Here is a 25,913-nt window from a genome sequence, read left to right on the forward strand (position 1 = left end):
GTCAAAATTCCCCCTTAGTCGATGGCCAGCATGACCTCGACTGTAGCGTCTGTCGTTCCATCTTGTCTTCGATATAAAGCAAGAGGGATTCCTTCTTCATTATAGACAGTAAATAAATCAAATTCGAGCGAAATGCCGTTCAGTTTCCCACCGTTCCGAATATAACGTTCTCTATTCTTTGGAATTGTAATGGCCGGCCAACGCTTGATCACGTCCTCAAGCGGCACGACATGCGCCATTCGCTCATCGACTGTGTCGAGTGCTTGTAAGGCATCGAGCGATACCGCACCACTTTCCTCGAACGACCCAGAGCTCGTGCGACGAAGTTCACTCATGTGGGCAGGGTAACCGAGCTTCTCCCCGATTTGTACAGCGAGCGTTCGAATATACGTCCCTTTCCCACAATCGATTTCCATTCGGAATCGGCACACACCGTCTTCAAACGTCAACGCACTTGTGCGTTCCAAACGATGTATCTCGACCATGCGACGGGGACGTTCGACCGTTTGTCCTTTTCGCGCGTACTCATACAGTTTCTTCCCATTCACTTTGACCGCCGAGTAGTACGGTGGAACCTGTTCAATGATCCCGATCAGTCGACTCATCACTTCATCGATTTGGTCTTCATCCAATTCGTTTTCTGCAATCACCTTCTGTTCAACGACCTCACCATGAGCGTCCTCAGTCATCGTCGCGGTCCCAATCGTCACTTCGGCCACATAACGTTTTCCTTCATCCGTCAAAAAGCGGGAGAGTTTTGTCGCTCGTCCTAAACAGATGGGTAATACGCCCGTCACTTCCGGGTCAAGCGTACCCGTATGACCCACTTTTTTCGTATGAAACAATTTTCGTAATTTAAATACGCAGTCATGACTTGTCATGCCACGATCCTTATCGAGTACGAGCACTCCGTTCGGTTCCAATTTCATCCCTCCATATAAAAAAAGGGAGAACGACGTCTCCCCTTCTACTTATTGATCTTTGTTCAAATCACGAATCAATGAATCGATATGCGTACCATATGCGACTGATGAGTCGTATTCAAACGAGATTTCTGGTGTTTTCCGAAGACGGATGCGGTTCCCGATTTCGCGACGGATAAATCCTTTCGCTTTGTCGAGACCTGCTTGCGTTTCTGCTTTCACATCTTCCTCATCACCGAGCACCGTATAATAGACCGTTGCTTGCTGTAAGTCCCCCGTCACGTCAACACTCGTGATTGTAGCGTTTTTAGTGCGCGGGTCACTGACTTCCCGTAACAAGACGTCTGTAATTTCTTTACGCATTTGCTCGGCGACACGTTGGGCACGAATATTCATACGTGATCCCTCCTCACATTATTTACGTTCGATTTCTTTCATGACGAACGCTTCGATGACATCCTCTACTTTGATGTCATCAAACTTCTCTACTTTAATCCCACACTCATACCCTGTCGCAACTTCTTTCACGTCATCTTTGTAGCGGCGAAGTGTATCGAGTTTACCTTCGTACACGACGATTCCGTTACGAATGACACGGACACCTGCGTCACGTGTGATTTTACCTTCTGTCACATAACAACCTGCAATCGTACCGACTTTCGATACTTTGAAGACATCACGGACTTCAACTTGACCAGTGATTTCTTCGACGAATTCTGGATCAAGCATACCTTTCATCGCGCTCTCAATTTCTTCGATCGCGTTGTAAATGATGCGGTGAAGACGCATTTCAACATTTTCTTGTTCAGCCATTGAACGGGCGTTTCCGTCAGGACGAACGTTGAATCCGATAATCACGGCGTTTGCCGCTGATGCGAGGATCACGTCACCTTCTGTGATTGCACCGACACCTTGGTGGACGATATTGACTTTGACGCCTTCTACATCAATTTTGCGGAGTGACCCAGCCAATGCTTCTGCTGAACCTTGAACGTCCGCTTTGATGATCACGTTCAAATCTTTCACTTCACCTTCTTGAATGCGGCTGAACAAGTCATCAAGACTTACTTTCGCTGATTCACGGCGCTGTGACTCGAGGTAACGTTGGTAACGTTTCTCTCCGATTGCACGTGCTTTTTTCTCATCTTCAAAGACGATGAACTGGTCACCGGCTTGTGGAACATCGTTCAAACCTGTGATTTCAATCGGCGTTGATGGACCGACTTGTTTCACACGGCGGCCAATATCGTTGACCATTGCCCGTACTCGACCGAACGTGCTACCGACGACGATTGGATCTCCGATGCGAAGTGTACCGTGTTGAACGAGCAGTGTAGCGACCGGTCCGCGTCCTTTATCGAGTTTTGCTTCGATGACTGAACCACGAGCTGGCATTTCAGGTGTTGACTTGTACTCTTCAACTTCAGATACGAGGAGAATCATCTCGAGCAACTCGTCAATTCCTTCGCCTTTAATCGCAGAAATTGGAACGAAGATTGTTTCGCCACCCCACTCTTCAGGAATGAGACCGAACTCTGTCAATTCTTGTTTGACACGGTCAGGGTTTGCGCCTTCTTTATCCATTTTGTTCACCGCAACGATGATTGGAACGTTCGCCGCTTTCGCGTGTGAGATTGCTTCTTCTGTCTGTGGCATGACGCCATCGTCAGCAGCTACGACGATGATGGCGATATCTGTCACTTCCGCACCGCGGGCACGCATCGTTGTGAACGCCGCGTGACCTGGTGTATCAAGGAATGTGATTTTCTTATCGTTAACAGAAACCTGATACGCCCCGATATGTTGCGTGATTCCACCAGCTTCTCCTGCTACGACTTTCGTGTTGCGAATCGAGTCAAGAAGCGTTGTTTTCCCGTGGTCAACGTGACCCATGATTGTAACGACAGCCGGGCGCTCTTCAAGATCATATTGCGAGAAGTCAACCTCAACTGTTTCAAAGTCTGTCTCATCTACGACAACTTCTTTTTCGACTTCATAACCGAACTCGGTTGCGAGTAACTCAATTGTCTCGTCATCGAGCGTTTGGTTAATCGTAGCCATCACACCAAGCCCCATCAATTTCATGATGATTTCGTTCGGCTTTTTGTTCATTTTTTCTGCAAGATCTGAAACGCTGAGTACATCTTCATATTTGATGACGTTACCCATCTCGGCCTCTTGCGCGAGTCGAGCCGCTTTCCGTTGGCTCGTCTTCGAGTTTGGATCGGCTTCTTGTGGGATGGCAGCTTTTACTGGCTTGCCTTTGCCTTTCCCTTTTCCACGTTTTTTATTGCGTGGGTCGTTGTAACGGTTTTGACCACCGCGATTGTTTTGACCGCCACGGTTTTGTTGCCCCGCTTGCGGACGTGCTTTTGGAGCTTCTTTTTTCTCTTGCTTCGGTTCGTTCGAAGTTGAAGCCGGTTTTGATTCAGCTTGTTTCTCGGCACGATATTTCTCAGGATTGAACACTCGGTCTAACTGTTTTACCGTTTCCTCATCGAGGACGGCCATGTGATTTTTCACCGATTTGTTCAATTTTTCTAATTGAGTAATGACTTGTTTACTCGTTACATTCTGTTCTTTTGCAAATTCATAGACGCGTTTTCCCAAAGCATCCACCTCCATTAATAGTTAAGAGAGAAGTTGCTTAAGCTTGTTCGCAAATCCGGATTCCGTGACCGATACGACGACACGCATATCTTTACCAAGTGCAGCGCCGATTGTGTAGCGATCGCTCACTTCAATCAATGGCACTTGATAAGACGCACACTTGTCAGAGACTCGTTTTTTCGTCGAGGCCCCTGCATCTCCGGCTAGAATGACGAGCTTGGCACGGCCCGCTCGGACATCCTTCAATACAAACTCTTCTCCCATCGTTACTTTCCTCGCTCGAGCAGCAAGGCCTAACAATGATTCCCACTGACTCATGATTCGTCACCTGCGACAGTTTTCAACTGTTCATACAAGTCATCGTTCGTCTTTACTTTCAAGTGATGGTCGAGCGTCCGTTTTTTCTCTGCTTGACGAACAACATCGATATCTTTTGATAAGTAAGCCCCACGACCGTTCACTTTGCCCGTCTGATCGATGACTACGTCACCTTCAGGCGTTCGAACGACACGAATCAATTCTTTTTTCGGGAGCATTTCTTGTGTGACCACACACTTACGCAAAGGAAGTTTCTTTTGCTTCATGGTCATTCCTCTTCTTTCACCGCAGTCGTTTCAACTGTAGCATTTGATAAGTCTTGTTCAACTTCATTTTGAACAATTTCTGATTCGGATTCAACTTTTTCAGCGAACGTATCGAACAAGTCGAGTGCTTCCGCATCCGTTTCACTCTTAATGTCGATTTTCCATCCTGTCAATTTCGCAGCAAGGCGTGCGTTCTGCCCACGTTTCCCGATTGCGAGAGACAATTGATAATCTGGTACGACGACCGTTGTTGATTTCGCCGGTTCATTGACATATACGGCAACGACTTGAGCCGGGCTAAGTGCATTACGGACAAACTCTTTTGGGTCTTCAGACCAGCGAACGATATCAATTTTCTCACCGTTCAACTCATCGACAATCGTTTGGACACGCTGTCCTTTCGGTCCAACACACGCCCCGACCGGATCGACGATATCCGAATGAACAGCGATTTTCGAACGGTCACCTGCTTCACGCGATACAGACATGACGTCGACTGTCCCGTTTGAAATCTCAGGCACTTCAAGTTCAAATAGACGGCGCAAAAGTCCAGGATGCGTACGTGATACTTGAATCGCTGCACCAGATCCTTTTGTCGTCGAATCAACTTTTGTAACGTATACTTTAATTCGGTCATGAATCTGGTATGACTCATTTGGCATCTGTTCATTCGGTGTAAGGACCGCTTCAATGTTGTTTTCTAAACCGATATACAAGTTGCGCGGGTCAAAACGTTCCACGATTCCAGTCATGATTTCGTCTTCTTTGTCCGCGAAGTGGTTGTAGATGCGTTCGCGTTCGGCTTCACGCATTTTTTGTGTAACCACTTGTTTTGCCGTCATCGCTGCGACACGTCCGAAATCACTTGGTGTGACTTCTTCTTTATGAAAATCACCAAGCTCATAGTTCGGATCGATTTCGTGTGCCTCTTCGAGTGAGAGCTGTTGATCTGGTTGTGTGAGTCGCTCTACGACTTCTAGTAGTGCGTAGACACGGATATCTCCCGTCACCTGGTCGAACTCGACTTTCACGTGCTCATTCGGATTCGCCACGTTGCGACGATATGCAGAAATGAGCGCTTGTTCGAGTGCTTCGATAATAATATTTTTGTCGATTCCTTTTTCTTTGGCAATCTGATCGATTGTAGTGAGTAATTGTGGACCCATCTTCTTCCCTCTCCTTAACTAAACGTGACCGCTAAGCGGGCTTGTGCAATTTTGTCTACCGGTAGCGATACCGCTTTTTTTCTTGTCTTGATGCGCGTCTCGATCACGACCGTTTCCCCATCATATGCCGTCAAAATTCCTTCAAACTCTTTAGCACCATCGATCGGAGCGAACGTTTTCATGTAGACGTTTTTGCCTACCGCACGTTCAAAATCGCTCGGCTTTTTCAGCGGACGCTCCGCACCAGGACTCGAGACATCAAGATAATAAGCCTGTTCAATCGGATCGGATTCGTTCAGTTTTTCCGAGAGTTGTTCATTGATATTGACGCAATCGTCTAAATCGACGCCCCCTGGTTTATCGATATAGACACGCAAGAACCAGTCAGGACCCTCTTTTACGAATTCCACATCGACCAATTCCATGTTTTCTCGTTCGACGATTGGCGACGCAATCGATTCAACGACTTCTGTTATTTTGGACACTCTCATCCCTCCTTCTGGCTTTTACATACAAGAAAGGAGTAGGGTTCCCTACTCCTTTCCGTCGTAGTATCCAACTTTGTTCGATACTAATATATCATATTTTCCCGATAATTCGCAACTTACACCCCAAAATCAAAGAATGAGAGTTGGTTCTCATCAGGCAAGCCTTCGAGACATTTCATCGTATCGAGTGTCTCAATGACCGTTTTTGACAGTTTCGCTCGTTTCCGTAAATCTTCTTTTGACAGGAACTGCCCTTCTTCCCTCACCTCGACAATCGCTTTCGCAGCATTCGTGCCAAGTCCGTCGACTGCATTAAACGGTGGAATCAGCGTATTGTCTTCAATCAAAAACTCGGTTGCACTCGATCGGTACAAGTCGATGTTTTGAAATTTCATTCCTCGCTCTAGCATCTCTAACGCGAGTTCGAGGACGGTATGAAGTCCTTTATCTTTCGCGGTCGCATCAAACCCTTTTTCACGAATATCCGACATCGCTTTCTTTACAGCTTGGGGACCTTTGATCATGGCGGACAAGTCAAAGTCTCCTGCTCGAACGGTAAAATATGTCGCATAGTAAAGGATCGGGTGATGCACTTTGAAGTAGGCGATTCGGACCGCCATCAACACGTACGCCGTCGCGTGCGCTTTAGGGAACATGTACTTGATTTTCTTACAAGACGAGATATACCATTCCGGCACATCATTCGCCCGCATCTCGGACTCCATCTCGTCCGTGAGTCCTTTCCCTTTACGGACAGACTCCATGATTTTAAATGCGAATGATGGTTCAAGACCCGCATAAATCAAGTAAACCATGATGTCGTCACGACATCCAATCACGTCTTTCAGTTCGCACGTGCCGTTGTAGATTAGCTCGTTTGCATTACCTATCCAAACGTCGGTTCCGTGGGACAGTCCCGAGATTTGAACGAGTTCTGAGAACGTTGACGGTTTCGTCTCTTCGAGCATTTGGCGCACGAACTTCGTCCCGAACTCTGGAATCCCGAGTGTTCCCGTTTTCGATTCGATTTGCTCCGGTGTAACACCGAGCACGTCCGGGGACGAGAAAATTTTCATGACGGTCGGGTCATCTGTCGGGATTGTCTTCGGATCGATGCCGGACAAATCTTGCAACATCCGGATGGCGGTCGGGTCATCGTGCCCGAGAATATCTAATTTGAGCAAGTTGTCGTGAATCGAGTGGAAGTCGAAGTGGGTCGTCTTCCATTCGGACGACTTATCATCGGCCGGATATTGAATCGGTGAAATTTCGGCGATGTCCATATAATCAGGTACGACGATAATCCCCCCCGGGTGCTGACCCGTCGTCCGTTTCACACCGGTGACACCGGACACAAGACGATCGACTTCGGCGTTACGGTAGATTTTATCGTTCTCAGTCGCATATCCTTTTACATACCCATAAGCCGTCTTATCCGCAATCGTTCCAATCGTTCCTGCACGATATACATATTCTTCTCCGAACAATACTTTCGTATAGGCGTGGGCATGCGGCTGATACTCACCTGAGAAATTCAAGTCAATATCCGGTACTTTGTCCCCTTTGAAACCAAGGAACGTCTCGAACGGGATGTCGTGCCCATCTTTTTTATACCATGTCCCACATTCCGGACATTCTTTGTCCGGTAAATCGTATCCTGAACCGACAGAACCGTCATTGAAGAAGTGAGAATGTTGACAGTTAGGACAGACATAGTGTGGCGGTAACGGGTTGACTTCGGTGATTTCCGTCATCGTGGCGACGAGACTTGATCCGACCGACCCACGTGAACCGACCAAATATCCATCATCCAACGATTTTTTAACGAGTTTATGTGAAATCAAATAAATGACTGCAAATCCGTGTCCGATAATCGACTTCAATTCTTTCTCGAGACGTGCCTCAACGATTTCCGGTAGCTCGTCACCATAAATCGATCGAGCCATGTCATAACTCATGTTTCGAACCTCATCGTCCGCCCCTTCAATTTTTGGCGTGTACAGATCATCCGGGATAATCTGAATTGATTCGATTTGGTCGGCAATCACGTTCGGGTTTGTGATGATAATCTCATGCGCCAACTCATCTCCCAAAAATTTGAACTCTTCCATCATTTCTTTTGTCGTCCGGAAGTGGGCGTGCGGTAATTCTTTTCGTGTGTTAATGAAGTTTGCCCCACCTTGGGTACGAATTAAAATTTCCCGATACGATCGGTCTTGGCGATCCAAATAATGCACATTCCCTGTCGCACAAACCGGTAATCCAGCCTTATCAGCGACACGGATGATTCGTTTGATAATCTCACGGAGCTCCAATTCGTTTGCAACGATTTCTTTATCAATCAAGTGATGATAGAGCGCCGGCGGATGAATTTCGATAAAGTCATAAAACGACATCATCTTCTCGAGTTCATCGTCTGATTTGTTCAAGGCGGCATCAAAGATCTCACCGTTGTCACAAGCTGAGCCAATCAGTAACCCTTCTCGGCGTTTCACAAGTTCTGACCGCGGCATCCGTGCCATCCGATGTAAATAATCAATATGGGATAACGAAATGAGTTCATATAGATGACGGAGTCCAGGTTTTTTATTCTTCGCATAGATGGTCGCATGGAATGGACGGATTTTTGACACGTCACTCCCGACTTTCGCATTTAATGAACGATGCGTCGTCATTTCGAACATCTGTTTGGCATGGTCTAGTAACTTCAGCAATAAATATGCCGTCGCCTCCGCGTCATAGATGGCACGGTGATGCTGAGTCAATTCGATATCGAATCGTTTCGCGAGAGTGTTCAGCCGATGGTTTTTTAATGTCGGCATCAACGTACGGGCTAGTTCAAGTGTATCGATGACCGGATAGTCGTCCGGCTCATGACCACCACTTCGAAGTGTCGCCTCAAGGAAACCCATATCGAATGAAGCATTGTGGGCAACGAGAATACTATCTCTAGACCAGTCGACGAACTGCTTTGTGATGACTTCCGGGTCAGGCTGTCCTTGAACCATATCATCGGTGATTCCAGTCAACTCAATTGTTGTCGCTGATAAGGGATGTTTCGGGTCAGCGAACGCCTCAAACCGGTCGATAATCTCTCCATCTTTGATTTTGACACCAGCGAGTTCGATGATTTTGTTATAGACAGCAGAAAGACCTGTCGTCTCGACGTCGAATACGACGTAAGTCGCATCGTCTAACGCTACATCGGTCGCATGATAAGCGACAGGGACACCATCGTTGACGACATTCGCCTCGACCCCGTATAACACTTTGATATCATTCTTTTTTCCAGCATAATACGCTTCTGGGAACGCCTGGACACCAGCATGATCCGTGATCGCGATTGCTCGATGACCCCATTGCGCTGCACGCGCGACAAGAGCAGACACATTTGTGACAGCATCCATTTGACTCATTTGTGTATGCGCATGAAGTTCTACACGTTTCTCGCCTTCCCACTCATCACGCGGCGGTTCGACTTTCACTTCCTGGAGTTGCGATGCCATCATACACAATTCACGCATGAAGGAGTCATCTTCGACCCGACCAGCCGTTTGAATCCACATCCCTTTTTTGACAGCACTGAGCATCCGGTCATCATCGTCATCGCGCGCAAATACTTTCACAATCAACGAATCGGTGTAGTCGGTCATTTTGAAAGTGAACAATTTCTTGCCACTCTTCAGCTCTTTCCGCTCCGCAGAGAAGACGAGACCACGAATCGCGACACGTCGTTCTTCTTCGATAATCGTCTTGATTGGTACAATCTCATCTTTGATGAGCGCACCCATCCGAATTTCCGTAATCGGTTCGTCGTTTATTTCCGTCGCTTTGGCGAATTGGGCAGCAAGCGCCATTTTCGCTTGTTCGATATCTTCTTGAACGACCTGTTCGCGAAGGGCCTGACTTGCCTCGGCATCTTCTGAGAAATGGGCCTGACACGGTTTTTTCGTGAACCCATAGGCACTATAAAGCGCTTGGATTTCTTGGCAGAGTTCTTTGTCCACGTAACTGGCTTCAGGTGCGGAACGCACGGGAATCAATAGTTTATTCTGCTCAAAACGAGGAGATACAGAACCGAAATAACCGCGCATCGCACCAGACACTTGACTCAATTCACTGACGATTCTAGGCCAATAATCGATATAGTCTTGCTCGCTCCCACCTTTTGTCGTTGAGAATCGGGCGTACACTTCGTCCGCGAACGTCGCATACCGGTTTTCTAATCGACTCATAAACAACTGGTGCACCTCGTACGGTAAAACTGCTGGAAATGAAAAATAAAAAGTCCACGTACGTCGTTTTTTATTGACGACGAGTCGTGAGAGTTCTGCCTCGTCGAACAAGTCGTTTGACTCTGTTGTAATCCCAAGGTCACCTAACAATAATTGCATTTTTTGATTCGCTTCCACGGGTTCATCTTTCCCCCTTCATGCCAATTCGACAAATGAAGGTGACCGCTTCCGCTGTCACCTTCATCCATTAATGAGCCTCGCTAAACTTTGTAGCGATGACTTGTTCCAACTCATCGATTGATGTTTCAACCACTTCACCAGTCGCACGTACTTTCACTTCGACGATGCCTTCGGCCGCCTTTTTACCGACGTTTACACGAATTGGAAGTCCAATCAAGTCCGCATCCGCAAACTTGACGCCAGCTCGCTCTTTGCGATCATCAAACAAAACATCATACGTTTGACCAAGTTCATCATGTAGACGGTTTGCAAGTTCAAGTTGCGTCTCGTCTTTCGCGTTGATTGCAATTAAATGAAGATCAAACGGTGCAACGTTACGTGGCCAAACGATTCCACGGTCATCATGATGTTGTTCCACGATAGCTGAAAGTGTGCGTGACACCCCGATGCCGTAACAACCCATGATGAGTGGTTCGGCACGACCCTCTTCATTGAGGAATGTCGCACCCATCGCTTCTGAATATCGTGTTCCGAGTTTAAATACTTGGCCCACTTCAATTCCGCGTGCAAAACGAACCGGACCTGACTCGTCAGGCGCTAAGTCGCCCTCGACCACAAAACGTAAATCGTGATACGTCAACTCTGAGAGATCACGCTCTGCATTCACGCCTGTGAAGTGCGTATTCGCTTCGTTCGCTCCACATACAGCATTTACTAAATATTTAACCGCATAATCAGCGACCACTTTGACCGGAGCGTTAATCGGTCCGAGTGTACCTGGCGCACAGTTGAACAACTCAACGATTTTTGCTTCTTCTTCAAGTTGAATGTCGAGTCCACCGAGTGCGTTCTTCACTTTGACTTCGTTCGCTTCGTGGTCTCCACGAACGATCGCCATGACTGTCTCTCCGTCGACATTGAACAAGACGGACTTGATTGTCGTCTTCGAATCGATATTCAAGAATTTTGCCACGTCTTCAATCGTACGATTTTCTTCAGTATCCACCTTCTCAAGCGGACGAACTTCCGCCTGTTGCATCTCATAGCGGTCTAACGTTTCTGCCATCTCAATGTTCGCCGCATAGTTCGACGTGTCTGTATAGACGATTGTATCTTCACCGATAGCTGCAAGTGCTTGAAATTCATGCGTGTCTTTCCCACCGATTGCCCCAGAGTCCGCAACGACTGGACGGTATTTGAGGCCAGTGCGGTCGAAGATTCGTGAATACGCGTTATACATATTTGTATATTCTTCATTTAAACCTTCTTGTGTCGCGTGGAATGAATACGCGTCTTTCATCAAGAACTCGCGTCCGCGAAGCAAACCGAAGCGTGGCCGACGCTCATCACGATATTTTGTTTGAATTTGGTATAGGTTCATCGGAAGTTTCTTATAAGAATTGAGTTCATCGCGAACGATGGACGTAATCAATTCTTCATGTGTCGCGCCGAGTGCGAAGCGACGGTCATGACGGTCTGTCAATCGCATCAATTCAGGGCCATAAATGTCCCAGCGTCCCGTCTCCTCCCAAAGTTCTGCTGGTTGAATGGCAGGCATCAATAGTTCTTGTGCACCTGCCCGGTTCATCTCTTCACGAATAATCGTTTGAATGTTGTGTAACACGCGATGTCCGAGTGGAAGATAAGAATAGATTCCAGCCGCATTTTGGCGAATGAAACCTCCACGGACGAGAAGTTGATGGCTGACCGCTTCCGCGTCAGCCGGTACTTCTCTTAATGTAGGCATGAGCAATCTAGATTGTTTCATACAGTTCAACGTTTCCCTTCTCTACAAAAAAATTATTTAAAGAATGATTGAATGTCGTTCCAAGTGACAATTAACATTAGGAGCATCAATAGTGCGAACCCGATAAAGTGGACGAACCCTTCTTTTTTCGAATCAATCGGACGTCCTCTTACCGCTTCGAACAGGAGGAAAATCAATCGTCCCCCGTCTAACGCAGGAAGGGGAAGCAAGTTGAAGATGGCGAGGTTGACCGAAAGAAGCGCAGTCCAGTTCAACAACATAATCAAACCGCTCGCTGCTACTTCATCTGTCATGCGTACGATTCCAACCGGACCTGCGAGTTGATCGACCCCAACTTGACCCGTCACTAAATCTCCGACCGCAGAAAAGATAAGGGTAGACATCGTCCACGTCGTCTCAGCACCTGTCGTCACGGCTTTAACTGGTGAACGTTCAAGCGCGTTCGTGACACCGAGAATGCCGACAGTTTCTCCATTTTGTTCGACCGCTTGAGGGGTGAGTGTGACTGTCGCTTCCTCACCATCACGAACATACGTGACTTCCGTAGGGCTGTCAGCCCGGTCAGAAAGAGCCGAACGTAAATCGAGCCAATCTGAAATCGATTCGCCTTCAATCGATACGATTTCATCCCCGCTCATCAAACCTGCCTCATCAGCGGCTGAATCGGGTTGAACCGTACCGATTTGCCCATCGTTCGTCGGAGTCCCTTGAACAAGGCCGACAATAATGAGCAAGATGAACGCCAACACGAAATTCATCGCCGGACCGGCTGCGATTGCCAAAACACGTTTCCAAACCGACTGAGCTCCAAACGTTCGATCGTACGGTGCGATTTGAATTTCCATCCCTTGATCGACAAGGAGTGTGTCTCGTTCTAGTGAATAGACGCGTACTTCCTCATCGATGAGGAGTTGTACTTTCAATTCATGTGTCGAGTCAAACTTATCGACAGTTCCAACGACTTGAACATCTGTTGCCGTGTCCGGTTGGAAGTAGACGCGATCTACCGTCCCTTGCTCGGTTAAACGGAGTCCGACATGCTGACCCGCGCGTACTTCAACCGGTTCAAAGTCTTCTCCGGCCATTTTGACATAGCCACCGATTGGTAAAAGACGAATGGTATAGAGCGTTTCATTTTTACGGAACGAAACAATTTTTGGACCGAATCCGATTGCAAACTCGTGACAGAGAATGCCTGCCCGTTTCGCCATGACGAGGTGTCCCCATTCGTGTACCGAAATGAGAACGCCAAACATCAAAACGATGGCGATAAAAGTCGTCATGATTTATTCCCCACCTTCAATTCCTTGCTGAATCTGTTGACGTACTACTCGGTCAACTTCTAGAATTTGCGCGAGCGTCGGTTCGGCGATCACCTCATGTTGAGCCATCGCCTCTTCAACGAGTCGTTCAATTTCTAAGAAAGTGATGTGACCGTTCAAGAATAGGTCCACTGCCATTTCATTGGCTGCATTCAGAACAGTCGGCATTGATCCTCCGATTATTCCTGCTTCGAACGCTAACCGGAGTGCCGGATAACGCTCGAAATCAGCCTCTTCAAAATGAAGCTTTCCGATTTCATTCAAGTTTAACCGCTTATTCCCCTCAATTTCAAGCCGCTTCGGTTCCGAAAGCGCATAGAGAATCGGTCCCCGCATATCCGGGTTTCCGAGCTGAGCCATTACGGCTGCATCTTTAAATTCGACCATCGAATGAATGATTGATTCTCGATGCAAGATGACTTCAATATCATTATAGTCGATATCGAACAACCAGTGTGCCTCGATGACTTCTAGTCCTTTGTTGAACATTGTCGCCGAGTCGATGGTTATTTTCGCTCCCATCGACCAGTTCGGATGATTCAACGCATCTTCAACCGTCACATCGACTAATTCTTCCCGTGAACGGTCACGGAAACTTCCACCCGATGCCGTTAAAATGATTTTCGAGACATCTTCTCTACGTTCCCCGTTTAAACATTGAAAGATTGCAGAGTGTTCGCTATCGACAGGTAACAAATTGACCCCATATTCTTTCACGGCAGCTTTGACGAGATGTCCTGCGGTGACGAGTGTTTCTTTGTTGGCGAGCGCGATATCTTTTCCTGCTTGAATCGCTGCAAGTGTCGGTTCAAGACCAACCGCTCCTACCACCGCTGTCACGACGATATCGGCTCTTTCTGCCGTCGCGCATTCTTTCAGGCCTTCTGGACCAATAAAATACAGTGGTTCATATGTAAGGCGCGGTTTTAATTGTTCGAGTACCTCGATACTTGTCGCTGACACATATTTTGGTCTAAGTCGATTGATCCATTCTGTGGCGACATCGACGTTCGTTCCGAATGCATACGCCTCAAGTTCAAACAGGTCGGGGTGCTGTTCAATGACGTCACACGTTTGCACACCAATCGAACCAGTCGCTCCAATTAAGCTAATTCGCTTCATCTCGACACTCCTTTTATAGCAGATTAAACACCCAAATGACTGTGAAGACCGCAATCATACTATCGAATCGGTCTAAGATTCCTCCATGACCAGGTAAGAGATGACCCGAGTCTTTTACTCCGAACTGACGTTTATAAGCGGATTGTACCAAATCACCGAGCTGTCCGACGACGGCTACGACGATAGCTAAAATGATCACTTCGAATACTGGTAAGATTGGATCGATCCAGACGAAGATGACGCCGAGTACAACGGAAGATACAATACCGCCGATTGCTCCTTCAATCGTCTTGTTCGGACTGATTGATGGCCATAGTTTTGCTTTTCCGAACGCCTTCCCACTGAAATAGGCTCCAGAATCCGTCGCCCAAATCATGAACAAGATGAGCAACACTTTCGACAAACCATCGTCAGACAGACGTACTAGAGCGAAACTTGAGAACCCGACGACCAAGTAGACAGCCGAGACGAAATAGAATCCGACATCTTCATAGGTGAATCGATTTTTAGTGACGACCGTCCAAAATAGTAATAACACAAGTCCTAACACGAGCCATTGTTCGATCGTGAACGGCATCTCGTCCGTAACGATTTGCGTTTCAAGTAACAACAAAATGAACGGGAACGCCACGAGGAGTGACGTCACTAAAAATGGGAATGCCAATAGTTTATGCTGTCGCATCAATGTGAATTCACTTAATCCAATGAGCGCAAGAATGCCCATCAATGAAACAAATGCGTTGCCTCCAAGCGCAATCACCGTAATAAAGATGGCTCCGGCCCAAAGCCCTGTAATGATTCTTGTCTTCATGTTACACCCCACCAAAACGACGCGTGCGCGCGTTATAAGATTCAATCGCTTCTACAAAATGCTCACGCTTAAATTCCGGCCACAATACTTCTGTGAAATGAAGTTCCGCATATGCGCTTTGCCATAATAAAAAGTTAGAGAGTCGTTGTTCACCGCTCGTTCGAATAACGAGATCCACATCTTGGACGTGCGTCATGAGTCGTTCACCGATTAAGTGATCGTCGATGGCATTCGATTGAATTAATCCCGACTGTACATCTTCGGCGATACTGCGCATCGCTTGAACGAGCTCATCGCGCCCACCATAGTTAAGCGCAAACACAAGCTTCAATCCGGTATTCATAACGGTCCGCTCTCTCGCCTCGTCGACGGCCTCACGCGTCTCTCGAGGAAGTTTGGTTGTATCTCCTGCGACGAGCACCCGCACATTCTGTTCATGGAGTTCTTTTAAATCCGTCTCTAAGAACTGTTTTGGCAGTTTCATTAAAAACGAGACTTCCTCTTCCGGACGAGTCCAGTTCTCCGTAGAGAAGGCGTAAAGTGTCAGAGATTGAATCCCGAGTTCCTGCGCTGTTCGAACCGCCTCACGGATTGACTTCATCCCTTCTCGGTGACCCATGATGCGAGGGAGACCACGTTTTTTGGCCCAGCGTCCATTTCCATCCATGATGATGGCCACGTGCTCAGGAACACTCAACTCTGCCTCGATTTTCGTTTTAGGATTCACCCATTTAAACATTCTGTTATCCTCCTGATTGTATGAAAGAAGGACCCTCTCAGAAAAAGGGTCCCCACACAGCTTTTTGGTATACCACTTCCGTGATTACACTTCCATGATTTCTTTTTCTTTCGTTGCTGCAGATTCATCAATCTTTTTAATATACGAATCCGTCAACGTTTGAACGTCATCTGCATATCCGCGGAGATCGTCTTCAGTTAATTCGCCATCTTTTTCGAGTTTCTTTAAGTTTTCGTTTGCGTCACGACGAACGTTACGGACAGCGACTTTCGCTTCTTCCGCATATTTTTTCGTGATTTTAACTAATTCTTTACGACGCTCTTCTGTCAAGGCAGGGATTGCCAAACGGATGACTGTTCCGTCAGAAGATGGAGACAAGCCGAGGTCTGCCTTTTGAATCGCTTTCTCAACATCCGAAACCATTGATTTATCCCATGGTTGAATCAAAAGCAAGCGAGCTTCCGGTGTATTGATGTTCGCCACTTGATTGAGCGGTGTCGGGACACCATAATAATCAACTTGGACAGGGTCCAAAATCGATGCGCTGGCACGGCCAGTGCGAAGCGTTCCGAAATCACGTTTTAGTGAAGAATGTGCTTTTTCCATCTTTTCTTCAGCTGTTTTCAATACTTCTTTGACACTCATGAATTGACTCCTCCTACTACCGTCCCGATATGTTCTCCGAGTACGACACGTTTAATATTACCTTCTTCAAGCAATGAGAATACAATCAATGGAATGTGGTTGTCCATACAAAGCGATGTTGCTGTCGAATCCATGACTTGAAGTCCGTCTTTTAAGACATCAAGATAAGACAACGTGTCATACTTCACTGCAGTCGTATCCAATTTCGGGTCGGCAGAATAGACGCCATCCACGTTATTTTTACCCATTAAAATGACGTCAGCTTCGATTTCAGCAGCACGTAGAGCGGCTGTCGTGTCCGTTGAGAAATATGGGTTCCCTGTGCCGGCTGCAAAGATGACGACGCGTCCTTTTTCAAGATGACGCATAGCACGTCGACGAATGTATGGTTCAGCAACTTGTCGCATTTCAATTGATGTTTGGACGCGCGTTTGGACACCGTACGTTTCAAGGCTATCTTGAAGAGCGAGTGAGTTCAAGACAGTCGCGAGCATACCCATATAGTCTGCATTTGCCCGATCCATCCCCAGTTCACTGCCTGTCTTTCCACGCCAAATGTTTCCGGCACCTACAACAACGGCGACTTCTACACCCATCTCAATCAATTCTTTAATTTGACTTGAGATTGAGTTTACAATGTTAGGATTGATTCCATAACCTTGATCTCCAGCGAGCGCTTCTCCACTCAATTTTAACACAATTCGTTTATATTTCGGTTCCATAACTTTGCCTCCTCTTGCTTGAAAAAAGGGAACACGCTCCCTTAACGAACTAACTCAAGGTTATAAAGACGTGTTCCCAATTTTAGTTGCATCACATGTCATGACGCAGATTATTTTTTAATTTGGTTCATAACTTCTTCAGCAAAGTTCTCTTCACGTTTCTCCATACCTTCTCCTACTTCGAAGCGTACGAACGAGTTGATTTTTCCGCCTTTTGATTCTACGTATTTACCAACTTTGAAGTCGCTGTCTTTTACGAACGTTTGGTCTACGAGGCAAATCTCCTCGAAGTACTTGTTCATACGACCAGCAATCATCTTCTCAACAATGTTAGCAGGCTTCCCTTCGTTAAGCGCTTGCTCAGTCAAGACCTTCTTCTCGCGGTCGATTTCTTCAGCTGATACTTCATCGCGTGTAGCGTAAAGTGGACGTGCTGCAGCAACGTGCATCGCTACGTCTTTTGCAACTGTTTCGTCAGATGTTCCGTCGATCACAACGACTGAACCGATGCGACCACCCATGTGGAGGTACGTGCCAAATACTGCATCGTCAGCTTTTTCAAGAACTGCTACACGGCGGAGTGAAATTTTCTCTCCGATTGTAGACGCCTCTTCTTGGATATACGTTTCAAGCGTTTTATCTGCTTCGTACTCAGCTGCAAGTGCAGCTTCTGCAGTTGTTGCGCCTGATGCGAGAACTGCTTTCGCTACGTTGTTAACGAGTGTTTGGAACTTCTCGTTTTTCGCAACGAAGTCTGTTTCTGAGTTGATTTCGACGAGCACAGCTTTGTTGCCTTCAACTGCTACTGCTGTCAAACCTTCAGCGGCGATACGATCACCTTTTGCTGCTGCTTTTGCAATCCCTTTTTCACGAAGGAAGTCGATTGCTGCTTGCATGTCACCGTCTGTTTCGACGAGTGCTTTTTTGCAATCGAGCATTCCTGCTCCTGTTTTTTCACGAAGTTCTTTTACCATTGCTGCTGTAACTGCCATCGGAAATTCCTCCTTGTAAAACTACAAATTTTAAGAAAAAGCACGGGGCTTCTTGTATACATGTCCTAAAAAAAGGTGATAAAAGGCTTTCCCTTTATCACCTATTGTCTCACTGATTACTCAGCTTCTGTAGCTTCAGCTTCTGTCGCTACAGCTTCTTCAGCAACTTCTTCTTCACCTTGCTTCGCTTCGATGATTGCATCAGCCATCTTCGAAGTGAGCAATTTAACAGCACGAATTGCATCGTCGTTCGCTGGGATTACGTAGTCGATTTCATCTGGGTCACAGTTTGTGTCGACAATCGCAACGATTGGGATGTTCAATTTGTGAGCTTCCGCGATTGCGATACGCTCTTTACGTGGGTCAACGATGAAGAGAGCGTCAGGCACACCAGGCATGTCCTTGATTCCGCCGAGGAACTTCTCAAGACGAGTCATTTCTTTTTTCAAGATGATGACTTCTTTCTTAGGAAGTACTTCGAACGTGCCGTCTTCTTCCATTTTTTCGAGTTGCTTCAAGCGGTTGATACGCTTTTTGATTGTTGAGAAGTTAGTGAGTGTTCCACCCAACCAACGCTCGTTAATGAAGAACATTCCTGAACGGATTGCTTCTTCTTTGATTGTATCTTGAGCTTGTTTCTTCGTACCAACGAAGAGGACGTTTCCGCCTTCTGCCGCGAGTTCACGAACAAAGTTGTAAGCTTCGTCTACTTTTTTGACCGTTTTTTGAAGGTCGATGATGTAGATCCCGTTACGCTCTGTAAAGATGTATTTCGCCATTTTTGGGTTCCAACGGCGTGTTTGGTGACCGAAGTGTACACCAGCTTCAAGCAATTGTTTCATTGAAATTACTGCCATGATAAATTTCCTCCTTGTGGTTTAAAAAAGTCCTCCGCCTCGTTCATTGTTATATTCCGACCTTTCGGCACCGAGGAATATGATCCCGAGACGTGTGTGATGTGTTTAACACCGAGAACTACTATAGCATATGTCTTGAATTCCGGCAACTCTCACTTTTTACGAAGTTTCGCATATAGAGCTAGTTCTCCTTCGCCTTTTCCAAGGATTCGGGCAGCATCTCTGACCGAATGCCGTAACAAGACATCGTCTACGTCAACCGACGCAGACGATTTTGTTTCATCTGTCGTTGTTTTCAATGACTCATTGGACTCTTCAACAGATGTTAAAGGTAAACTTTCTTCTTGAACCTTTAGTTCGCGTTCAGGTGGCTCCGAAGCGACGAGATCGTTCATCGACTCCATGAAAGAAAGAAGCAATGTTTCTGTCTCCTGCTTCTCTCTTTCGAGCCGTTCTACCCGCTCTTGTAATATTTGAACTTGGCGGTAACCGAACAAAAAACCGTAAGCAACCAAACAAGCAGTCATCACATATACAATATACACTTGTTCATCTCCTCACGATGTTTTTTCTTCAAGATAGGACCGCCCAAGCGCATTTTTTAACGTCTTCAGAGCTTTCGAGTGAATTTGCGAGATACGGGATGTCGAAAGTTCTAGCACCTCACCAATCTCGGTCAATGTCAATTCATCAAAATAAAACAATGAAACAACAAGCCGTTCTTTTTCAGACAAATGATCGATTTCTGCCGCAAGCACGTCAATCAACTCTCGCTGCAACAGCGTATCTTCCGGTTTTTCGGAATCAGGGTCAAAGTATGTGACAGACATGACTTTCCCTTCTTCCTGCAATGTCACAGCTTCGTCAATCGATAACATATTCGCAAAATACCCTTCTGCCATCGTCCGTTCAATCTCTGAAACCGAAAGGCCACAAGCACTCGCTAATTCACTTTTTGTAGGAGCACGATGCAACGATTGTTCAAGCTGTTCTGCCACGTGGTCGATTTTTTTTACTTTTTCCCGGACTGAACGAGGCAACCAATCAATTTTTCGTAACCCATCGATAATGGCTCCCCGAATCCGAAAAGCGGCATACGTATCAAATTTATTATTATGCTCTGGATCATATTTCATAAGGGCATCGTACAATCCCATGTAACCCAAACTTTTCAATTCGTCGCGTTCGACGCTCTTTGGAAGCGTCACGATCATCCGTTGTACGTGGTAGTGGATTAGAAACTCGTAATGTGCTAGTAGTTCGTTTGCTGTATCCATATCACGGTCCGTATTCCAGCGATCCCACAACTGTGTAAGATGAGTCGTCATGTCGATCCCCCCTTATAGTTCTTTCGTACCCACGCTCACCGTCCGAATCGATAAAATTGATGTGGCAACGTCAAATTCAATCGTTCGTCCGTTATGTCCACCACAATCTTCCGCCACGAGCGGGATGCGATGAACTTTTAATGCTTGGCGAATCGCTTCGGCGTTTCGCTCACCGATTCGCATCGCTTCGTTCTCATATTTAAATTGAAACATCTGTGCGCCGCCTGCCATTTTGGCTTGAAGTCTTGTCGCACCTTCTCGTTTTAAAGACTGTACGAGCGTATCAATGGCGGTGTCCGCATATTTTCCTACTTCAATCGTTTGATTCTTTCGAGCAATCGCCGAGTCCGGTAACATCACATGGGCCATTGCCGCCAATTGGAGGCGGGTATCATACAAGATGATACCCACACACGATCCGAGACCGGCTGTACGTAACCGATTCGGCGCAGTTGTCTGTTTCCATTCGGCAATGCCAATTTTTAATACATCAGCCATTTCTAAGCAACCGTTCTTGAATCCGTTTGAGCGACCCATGTGTCGGTAGGAACAACACATGTCCTGCACTTACTTTTTGATCGATCATAAATGTCGTATCAATATAGAGCGCTGCATCCTCTTCGGGTTGGACCGATGTGACGACAAATTCGACGATGGACCCTGCCATATCGATTGCCGTTGCCGGTACTTGAATCATAATCGGTGTCTGTAACCAATCACCAAGTGCCCGGGCGTATGCACCGCTCATGATATTCCCAACTTCTTCCCATGCCGATTGACCGAGTACATCACCAGAGTCAAATGAGTAGGGCATTCCGATTAACGTGGATACCATCTGTTCAGCGTCTTCAACTGCGAACAAGATGAGGATCATTCCGCGAATCTCACCATCTAATTCTAATAATACCGAGGCGACATGCCGCTCCGGACCACCCACTCGATCAGGTAAATACATAATCGGTTCCATCTCAGCAGAGGACACGGTAATGTTCACCGGCTTCGCTAACATGGCGGACAAGGCAGTGGCCGCATGTCCAGACCCTATATTTCCCAGTTCCTTTAACAGGTCTTGTTCAAACTCACTCAGCATACTGTTCCTCGAACAACGCATTCGCATCGATCAGAGAGAAGAGTTTGTCTTCCCCTTTGGCAATCGCTGTCAAATGTGCTGAAATCATATCGCGGCTCGATTCTGGAATCGGCTCAATCCGTACTTCATCGCTTTCGACAACTTCGTTCGCACGGTCGACGATGAACCCTGCGTCTCCCTGATTCAAAGAGGCGATTAAGATTCTTGTTTCGTCTGTTGGCTCAATTTCTTCATAACCTAAGCGTAAACGAAGGTCGATGACCGGTGTGACGACACCTCGAAGGTTGATGACCCCTTTGACATGTGATGGTGCGTTCGGGACCCGTGTGATTGGCTGAAGACGCTCAATTGAACGTACCGATTGCACGTCGATCCCATACGTATTTTCTTCAAGTGAAAAGACTACCCATTTCTGTTCCATCAATATTCCTCCTTAAAAGAGATCGTTACTATCTACGATAAGGGCGACGCGACCGTCACCGAGAATGGTCGCCCCAGAGATAGCCGGAATCCCTTCAAGATACGTACCGAGCGGTTTCATGACAATTTCTTGTTGGCCAATCAAATCATTGACGACGACTCCGACGAGTTTATTGCCTTTACGAACAACGACAACCGGGAATTGCGATTTTGTTTCCGATTCAATCTCAAACATTTCTTTCAAGTAAACGAGTGGGACCAATTGACCTCGGAAGTCAAAGACCCGCTCACGATGTGCTGTTAAAATATCTGCTTCATCGAGTAATGTCGTCTCAAGAATTGATGTCAACGGAATTGCGTAAGACTCCTCGCCAACTTGTACGAGCATCGCCGAGATGATCGAGAGAGTGAGCGGTAAACTAACTTGGAATTTCGTACCTTGCCCTGTGACCGTCTCTAAGGAAACGACACCACCGAGTGACTCAATTTTATTTTTGACAACATCGAGTCCAACCCCACGTCCTGACAGGTCAGTCACCACGTCTGCCGTCGAGAAACCTGGAGCAAAGATGAGCATCGCCAATTCGTTCTCAGACATCGCCGTCGCTTCATCATCCGTGATGACACCACGTTCCAACGCTTTCGAACGAACCTTGTCGACGTTAATACCTGCGCCGTCATCCTCAATCTCTATAAAGACGCGGTTTCCGCCATGATAAGCGCGTAAAGATAGCATACCTTGCTCTGGTTTCCCGGCTTGAAGACGCGCTTCTGGACGTTCGATTCCATGGTCAATCGCATTCCGAATCAAGTGAACGAGTGGGTCGCCAATCTCATCGATGACCGTGCGATCAAGTTCTGTTTCTGCACCAGAGATATCCAGCTGTACTTTCTTGTGGATTTCTTTTGCGACCGAGCGAACCATACGTGGAAAGCGATTGAACACTTGCTCAATCGGCATCATACGGAGAGTCAAGACGAGTGATTGCAATTCGTTCGTTCCACGTTTGATTTTTTCGACCGTTTCATTTAATTCAGGTTGACCAACTTCATCAGCTAAGCGCTCTAATCGTCCGCGATCGATGATGAATTCTTCGAACAAGTTCATGAGTCGGTCGATGCGTTCTAAGTTGACGCGAATCGTTTTTGCTTGAGCCTGTGCTGCCACTTGCTCTTTTCCGTCCTTCGCGTCTTTCGATTCTTCCTTATCCGGAACACTTTGTACGATTGGTTCGGGGGCAATCGTCTCGGCCGTCACAGCGACTTCTGGTTCACTGTCGGACTTTTCTGTGAACGTACTGACTTCAACGCGTTCTACTTCTGATACTTGGGCGATGGCGTGTTCAATCATTTCTGTCGTCTCCTGCGATAGGAATAAGACGTCAAACGACAAATCGAATTGTTCTTGTTCAATCTCTTCTGTCTCAGGGTACGTACGTACGACTTCACCCAACTCTTGGAGGCGATCAAATACCATATACGCCCGTGCCGCTTTCAACACAACAGCTTCTGATAATTTGACAGTGATTTGATATGCTTCAAATCCAGATTGTTTCGCTTGATCGATGACCGAATTCGTATACAGATCGACTTCGAACGTATTTGTCTCTGACGTTTGTTCGACTACAGCCTCTTTACCACCGATGAATGATTGGAATCCGGCGACCGTTTCAGAAACATCCACGTTCGCGCCCTTTCCTCCGCTTTCGATGTCTGCAATCATGTCCTCCATCTGTTCCATAGCGATGAACATCGTATCCAACAATAATTGGTTACTTTCTTTTTTACCGCCCCGCACGAGGTCGAGCGCACTTTCCATCTCGTGTGTCAAATTTGCGACTCGTTCATATCCCATCGTCGAAGACATACCTTTCAAGGTATGTGCAGACCGGAAAATCTCTTGTACGACATCTGCGCCGCCTGTTTGCTCCAATTTAAGTAATTGCGTGTTGATTGATTGGATATGTTCTTGGGACTCATCTAAAAACAACCCTAAGTATTCGTTCACGTCCATCTCTATTACCTCCCTGTCGTTATACTCGGTTCCACTGTTTCCTTAAATTCCCCATCAAACGATTCATCAAGTGACGTGGTTTCGGCGGCGTCCCCGTAAGCGTTGTCAAAATTCGTTCGAGCCGCCAGCTAATATCACTTTTTCGATTGTATTGATAAAACGGGACTTGTGCGATGACTGCCTTTCTGACAGATGCGTCATCTGGTAGAAAGCCGAGGAATCGAATCGTTTTATTTAAAAACTGTTTGCATGCGACTTCCATCCGTTCGAAACATTGAAGTGCTTCCTCACCAGACTGAGCTCGGTTGACGATGACGCCTAGCGGTAAGTCAGGATACTGATGATGCACCAGTTTCGTATATGCATAACCATCCATTAACGAGGTAGGTTCAGGAGTCAAGATTAAAAACATCTCATCACACCCGGCAATAAATTGGAGAGAAGTGTCCGTCGCTCCAGCCCCCATATCGAAAAGGACGTAATCATATTCGGTCAGTACTTCGAGTTCTCGCATGAGAAATTGCATGTCATCATCTGAGAGATGGACGAGTTGGTCCTGCCCACTCCCTCCATGTAATATATCGACACCATACACATTTTTCTGAACAGCTGAAGCCAACGGAATACGAGCTTTGACAGACTCAATCATCGTTCTGGACTTCATTGCATTCATAAGAATATGAACGTTGGCCATACCAATGTCAAAGTCGACAATCAACACCCGTTTCCCGAGCTCGGCTAAGGCGATCGCTGTGTTGACGCATACGTTCGTTTTTCCGACTCCGCCTTTTCCACTCGCAAAGGCAATCGTCGTCGGATGGGCACCATTAATTGCTCTTAAACGCCTTGCTTGGTCCATCTTGCCCACCCTTCTTTCTCGAACAGTCGTTTCGTCAATGCATCCGCATGTCCTCGAATCAAGTCATCTGGCACTTCTTGACCATCCGTCATCCATGCGACCGGCAGACCACTCTTTTTCACCATGCGGTACATCGCATGGATATCACTCGTTTCGTCCGCTTTCGTAAAGATGAGCGAGCTGAGGGGCAACGATTCAAACTGGGAATAGATCATGTCCATGTCTTTCATTTTTGAAGTCAAACTCAACACGAGTGAAAGACTCGTTTCTGTAAAGTCATGATGCTCATGAAATTGTTCCACATATGCAGGATCACGGAAATTTCGTCCCGCCGTGTCAATCAATACGATATCTTTACGGGCAAATAATTGCTTCGCCCGTTTAAAATCATGAAAGTCATACGCCACCTCGACCGGAATACTCATGATTTCAGCATACGTTTTCAACTGTTCAATCGCTGCGATTCGATACGTATCGGTCGTGATCAAGCCGACCGTCTTGCCTTCCTTCAACTTGAAGTGCGCTGCAAGTTTAGCAAGCGTTGTTGTCTTCCCAACCCCCGTCGGTCCAACGACCATTACATATCGTTTGGCATCCGGTGGTTCAATGAAGGACGATTTGACTTGTTCGTACACATATCGTTCGACCTCTTCTATGGATTTTGTCGTATAGTACAACTCGTTCAGTGTCTCTTCCCATGATTCATCTTCAAATGACCCTGTCGAGAGTAACGATTCAACGTGTCGCAGTGAAGAGTGAAGCCTCGGTGCCGGTGCACCAACTACGCGAGGAGGTGGCGTTTGAGGTGTTACAGGTTTCGTTGATTCCGTCCGTACCGGGACAGACTGCCGCGGCTGTATGGTCGTTTGTTCTTTTTCAAGCGCTGCAATGACTTCCACTTGCTTTGAGGCGAAGAGCCCGAACCATCCGGTCTTCACTTGTCGTGAATTGAGGATGACCGCTTCATCACCGAGCTCTTGTTTTACTTTCGCCATCGCTTCTGCCATCGTCTTAGCCGTAAACTTTTTAATCTGCATC

Annotated in this window: 25 protein-coding genes; all 25 read right to left on the reverse strand. The window is 46.8% G+C overall.

What is annotated here, in order from left to right; translation table 11 throughout:
- Positions 1–14: 14 nt before the first annotated feature.
- Positions 15–929 carry a tRNA pseudouridine(55) synthase TruB gene (truB, locus tag KNO96_RS03270; RefSeq protein ID WP_251125009.1) on the reverse strand — a complete coding sequence of 305 codons (915 nt, stop codon included), beginning with the start codon at positions 927–929 and terminating at the stop codon, positions 15–17.
- Between the two features lie 42 nt (positions 930–971).
- The gene (rbfA, locus tag KNO96_RS03275) at positions 972–1,319 is read right to left on the reverse strand and encodes a 30S ribosome-binding factor RbfA (protein ID WP_026826209.1); all 348 of its coding nucleotides are present in this window, start codon (positions 1,317–1,319) and stop codon (positions 972–974) included.
- Between the two features lie 18 nt (positions 1,320–1,337).
- Positions 1,338–3,533, reverse strand: coding sequence for a translation initiation factor IF-2 (gene infB / locus KNO96_RS03280; protein ID WP_026826210.1), 2,196 nt, complete (start codon positions 3,531–3,533; stop codon positions 1,338–1,340).
- A gap of 21 nt (positions 3,534–3,554) precedes the next feature.
- On the reverse strand, positions 3,555–3,851 hold the full coding sequence (locus KNO96_RS03285) for a YlxQ family RNA-binding protein (protein ID WP_026826211.1): 297 nt from the start codon (positions 3,849–3,851) through the stop codon (positions 3,555–3,557).
- Entirely contained in the window at positions 3,848–4,123 is a 276-nt protein-coding gene (gene rnpM, locus KNO96_RS03290) for an RNase P modulator RnpM (RefSeq protein ID WP_200868282.1), read from the reverse strand. The genes KNO96_RS03285 and rnpM overlap by 4 nt, the downstream gene beginning before the upstream one ends.
- Positions 4,120–5,283 carry a transcription termination factor NusA gene (gene nusA / locus KNO96_RS03295; protein ID WP_026826213.1) on the reverse strand — a complete coding sequence of 388 codons (1,164 nt, stop codon included), beginning with the start codon at positions 5,281–5,283 and terminating at the stop codon, positions 4,120–4,122. Before nusA ends, rnpM begins: the two co-directional genes overlap by 4 nt.
- A gap of 14 nt (positions 5,284–5,297) precedes the next feature.
- Complete coding sequence (gene rimP, locus KNO96_RS03300; protein ID WP_026826214.1) at positions 5,298–5,768, reverse strand: ribosome maturation factor RimP; 471 nt, start codon at positions 5,766–5,768, stop codon at positions 5,298–5,300.
- Positions 5,769–5,887: 119 nt separating this feature from the next.
- Positions 5,888–10,183 (reverse strand): PolC-type DNA polymerase III, encoded by a 4,296-nt coding sequence (locus KNO96_RS03305; RefSeq protein WP_214702234.1) that lies wholly within the window; start codon positions 10,181–10,183, stop codon positions 5,888–5,890.
- Positions 10,184–10,253: 70 nt separating this feature from the next.
- Positions 10,254–11,954 (reverse strand): proline--tRNA ligase, encoded by a 1,701-nt coding sequence (locus KNO96_RS03310; RefSeq protein ID WP_026826216.1) that lies wholly within the window; start codon positions 11,952–11,954, stop codon positions 10,254–10,256.
- Between the two features lie 32 nt (positions 11,955–11,986).
- The gene (rseP, locus tag KNO96_RS03315; protein WP_214702236.1) at positions 11,987–13,237 is read right to left on the reverse strand and encodes an RIP metalloprotease RseP; all 1,251 of its coding nucleotides are present in this window, start codon (positions 13,235–13,237) and stop codon (positions 11,987–11,989) included.
- A 3-nt stretch (positions 13,238–13,240) separates the two neighbouring features.
- On the reverse strand, positions 13,241–14,398 hold the full coding sequence (gene dxr, locus KNO96_RS03320) for a 1-deoxy-D-xylulose-5-phosphate reductoisomerase (RefSeq protein WP_026826218.1): 1,158 nt from the start codon (positions 14,396–14,398) through the stop codon (positions 13,241–13,243).
- Between the two features lie 13 nt (positions 14,399–14,411).
- The gene (locus KNO96_RS03325) at positions 14,412–15,209 is read right to left on the reverse strand and encodes a phosphatidate cytidylyltransferase (protein WP_026826219.1); all 798 of its coding nucleotides are present in this window, start codon (positions 15,207–15,209) and stop codon (positions 14,412–14,414) included.
- 1 nt (position 15,210) lies between these two features.
- On the reverse strand, positions 15,211–15,948 hold the full coding sequence (locus KNO96_RS03330; protein ID WP_026826220.1) for an undecaprenyl pyrophosphate synthase: 738 nt from the start codon (positions 15,946–15,948) through the stop codon (positions 15,211–15,213).
- Between the two features lie 84 nt (positions 15,949–16,032).
- Complete coding sequence (gene frr / locus KNO96_RS03335) at positions 16,033–16,593, reverse strand: ribosome recycling factor (RefSeq protein WP_026826221.1); 561 nt, start codon at positions 16,591–16,593, stop codon at positions 16,033–16,035.
- The gene (pyrH, locus tag KNO96_RS03340; RefSeq protein WP_026826222.1) at positions 16,590–17,315 is read right to left on the reverse strand and encodes a UMP kinase; all 726 of its coding nucleotides are present in this window, start codon (positions 17,313–17,315) and stop codon (positions 16,590–16,592) included. The genes frr and pyrH overlap by 4 nt, the downstream gene beginning before the upstream one ends.
- A gap of 110 nt (positions 17,316–17,425) precedes the next feature.
- A complete protein-coding gene (tsf, locus tag KNO96_RS03345; protein ID WP_026826223.1) occupies positions 17,426–18,307 on the reverse strand; it encodes a translation elongation factor Ts in 882 nt (293 codons plus the stop codon).
- A gap of 116 nt (positions 18,308–18,423) precedes the next feature.
- Positions 18,424–19,164, reverse strand: a complete 741-nt coding sequence (rpsB, locus tag KNO96_RS03350; protein WP_015881415.1) for a 30S ribosomal protein S2 — start codon at positions 19,162–19,164, stop codon at positions 18,424–18,426.
- A gap of 152 nt (positions 19,165–19,316) precedes the next feature.
- Entirely contained in the window at positions 19,317–19,709 is a 393-nt protein-coding gene (locus KNO96_RS03355) for a hypothetical protein (RefSeq protein ID WP_026826224.1), read from the reverse strand.
- A 12-nt stretch (positions 19,710–19,721) separates the two neighbouring features.
- Positions 19,722–20,492: a FliA/WhiG family RNA polymerase sigma factor gene (locus tag KNO96_RS03360; RefSeq protein ID WP_026826225.1), complete on the reverse strand. Its 771-nt coding sequence runs from the start codon at positions 20,490–20,492 to the stop codon at positions 19,722–19,724.
- Between the two features lie 12 nt (positions 20,493–20,504).
- Positions 20,505–20,990, reverse strand: a complete 486-nt coding sequence (locus KNO96_RS03365) for a chemotaxis protein CheD (protein WP_026826226.1) — start codon at positions 20,988–20,990, stop codon at positions 20,505–20,507.
- Positions 20,983–21,582: a chemotaxis protein CheC gene (locus KNO96_RS03370; protein ID WP_026826227.1), complete on the reverse strand. Its 600-nt coding sequence runs from the start codon at positions 21,580–21,582 to the stop codon at positions 20,983–20,985. Before KNO96_RS03370 ends, KNO96_RS03365 begins: the two co-directional genes overlap by 8 nt.
- On the reverse strand, positions 21,572–22,003 hold the full coding sequence (locus KNO96_RS03375) for a chemotaxis protein CheW (protein WP_026826228.1): 432 nt from the start codon (positions 22,001–22,003) through the stop codon (positions 21,572–21,574). The genes KNO96_RS03370 and KNO96_RS03375 overlap by 11 nt, the downstream gene beginning before the upstream one ends.
- A 12-nt stretch (positions 22,004–22,015) precedes the next feature.
- Positions 22,016–24,016 (reverse strand): chemotaxis protein CheA, encoded by a 2,001-nt coding sequence (locus KNO96_RS03380; RefSeq protein ID WP_214702238.1) that lies wholly within the window; start codon positions 24,014–24,016, stop codon positions 22,016–22,018.
- A gap of 19 nt (positions 24,017–24,035) precedes the next feature.
- Positions 24,036–24,875 carry a MinD/ParA family protein gene (locus KNO96_RS03385; RefSeq protein WP_034771109.1) on the reverse strand — a complete coding sequence of 280 codons (840 nt, stop codon included), beginning with the start codon at positions 24,873–24,875 and terminating at the stop codon, positions 24,036–24,038.
- On the reverse strand, positions 24,854–25,912 hold the full coding sequence (locus KNO96_RS03390) for a flagellar biosynthesis protein FlhF (RefSeq protein WP_026826231.1): 1,059 nt from the start codon (positions 25,910–25,912) through the stop codon (positions 24,854–24,856). Before KNO96_RS03390 ends, KNO96_RS03385 begins: the two co-directional genes overlap by 22 nt.
- Position 25,913 lies beyond the last annotated feature (1 nt).

This window comes from Exiguobacterium sp. s89, from assembly GCF_018617735.1.
Lineage (GTDB): Bacteria > Bacillota > Bacilli > Exiguobacteriales > Exiguobacteriaceae > Exiguobacterium > Exiguobacterium marinum.

What these genes read in the sequence shown, in the direction of transcription:
- frr (WP_026826221.1), bottom strand. Translation starts at nt 16,593, where the DNA reads ATGAGTGTCAAAGAAGTATTGAAAACAGCTGAAGAAAAGATGGAAAAA.
- tsf (WP_026826223.1), bottom strand. Translation starts at nt 18,307, where the DNA reads ATGGCAGTTACAGCAGCAATGGTAAAAGAACTTCGTGAAAAAACAGGA.
- KNO96_RS03285 (WP_026826211.1), bottom strand. Translation starts at nt 3,851, where the DNA reads ATGAGTCAGTGGGAATCATTGTTAGGCCTTGCTGCTCGAGCGAGGAAA.
- KNO96_RS03325 (WP_026826219.1), bottom strand. Translation starts at nt 15,209, where the DNA reads ATGAAGACAAGAATCATTACAGGGCTTTGGGCCGGAGCCATCTTTATT.
- KNO96_RS03310 (WP_026826216.1), bottom strand. Translation starts at nt 11,954, where the DNA reads ATGAAACAATCTAGATTGCTCATGCCTACATTAAGAGAAGTACCGGCT.
- rseP (WP_214702236.1), bottom strand. Translation starts at nt 13,237, where the DNA reads ATGACGACTTTTATCGCCATCGTTTTGATGTTTGGCGTTCTCATTTCG.
- pyrH (WP_026826222.1), bottom strand. Translation starts at nt 17,315, where the DNA reads ATGGAACCGAAATATAAACGAATTGTGTTAAAATTGAGTGGAGAAGCG.
- truB (WP_251125009.1), bottom strand. Translation starts at nt 929, where the DNA reads ATGAAATTGGAACCGAACGGAGTGCTCGTACTCGATAAGGATCGTGGC.
- KNO96_RS03385 (WP_034771109.1), bottom strand. Translation starts at nt 24,875, where the DNA reads ATGGACCAAGCAAGGCGTTTAAGAGCAATTAATGGTGCCCATCCGACG.
- rbfA (WP_026826209.1), bottom strand. Translation starts at nt 1,319, where the DNA reads ATGAATATTCGTGCCCAACGTGTCGCCGAGCAAATGCGTAAAGAAATT.
- KNO96_RS03370 (WP_026826227.1), bottom strand. Translation starts at nt 21,582, where the DNA reads ATGCTGAGTGAGTTTGAACAAGACCTGTTAAAGGAACTGGGAAATATA.
- nusA (WP_026826213.1), bottom strand. Translation starts at nt 5,283, where the DNA reads ATGGGTCCACAATTACTCACTACAATCGATCAGATTGCCAAAGAAAAA.
- KNO96_RS03360 (WP_026826225.1), bottom strand. Translation starts at nt 20,492, where the DNA reads ATGACGACTCATCTTACACAGTTGTGGGATCGCTGGAATACGGACCGT.
- KNO96_RS03365 (WP_026826226.1), bottom strand. Translation starts at nt 20,990, where the DNA reads ATGGCTGATGTATTAAAAATTGGCATTGCCGAATGGAAACAGACAACT.
- KNO96_RS03390 (WP_026826231.1), bottom strand. Translation starts at nt 25,912, where the DNA reads ATGCAGATTAAAAAGTTTACGGCTAAGACGATGGCAGAAGCGATGGCG.
- rpsB (WP_015881415.1), bottom strand. Translation starts at nt 19,164, where the DNA reads ATGGCAGTAATTTCAATGAAACAATTGCTTGAAGCTGGTGTACACTTC.
- rnpM (WP_200868282.1), bottom strand. Translation starts at nt 4,123, where the DNA reads ATGACCATGAAGCAAAAGAAACTTCCTTTGCGTAAGTGTGTGGTCACA.
- dxr (WP_026826218.1), bottom strand. Translation starts at nt 14,398, where the DNA reads ATGAAGCGAATTAGCTTAATTGGAGCGACTGGTTCGATTGGTGTGCAA.
- KNO96_RS03380 (WP_214702238.1), bottom strand. Translation starts at nt 24,016, where the DNA reads ATGGACGTGAACGAATACTTAGGGTTGTTTTTAGATGAGTCCCAAGAA.
- KNO96_RS03330 (WP_026826220.1), bottom strand. Translation starts at nt 15,948, where the DNA reads ATGTTTAAATGGGTGAATCCTAAAACGAAAATCGAGGCAGAGTTGAGT.
- KNO96_RS03375 (WP_026826228.1), bottom strand. Translation starts at nt 22,003, where the DNA reads ATGGAACAGAAATGGGTAGTCTTTTCACTTGAAGAAAATACGTATGGG.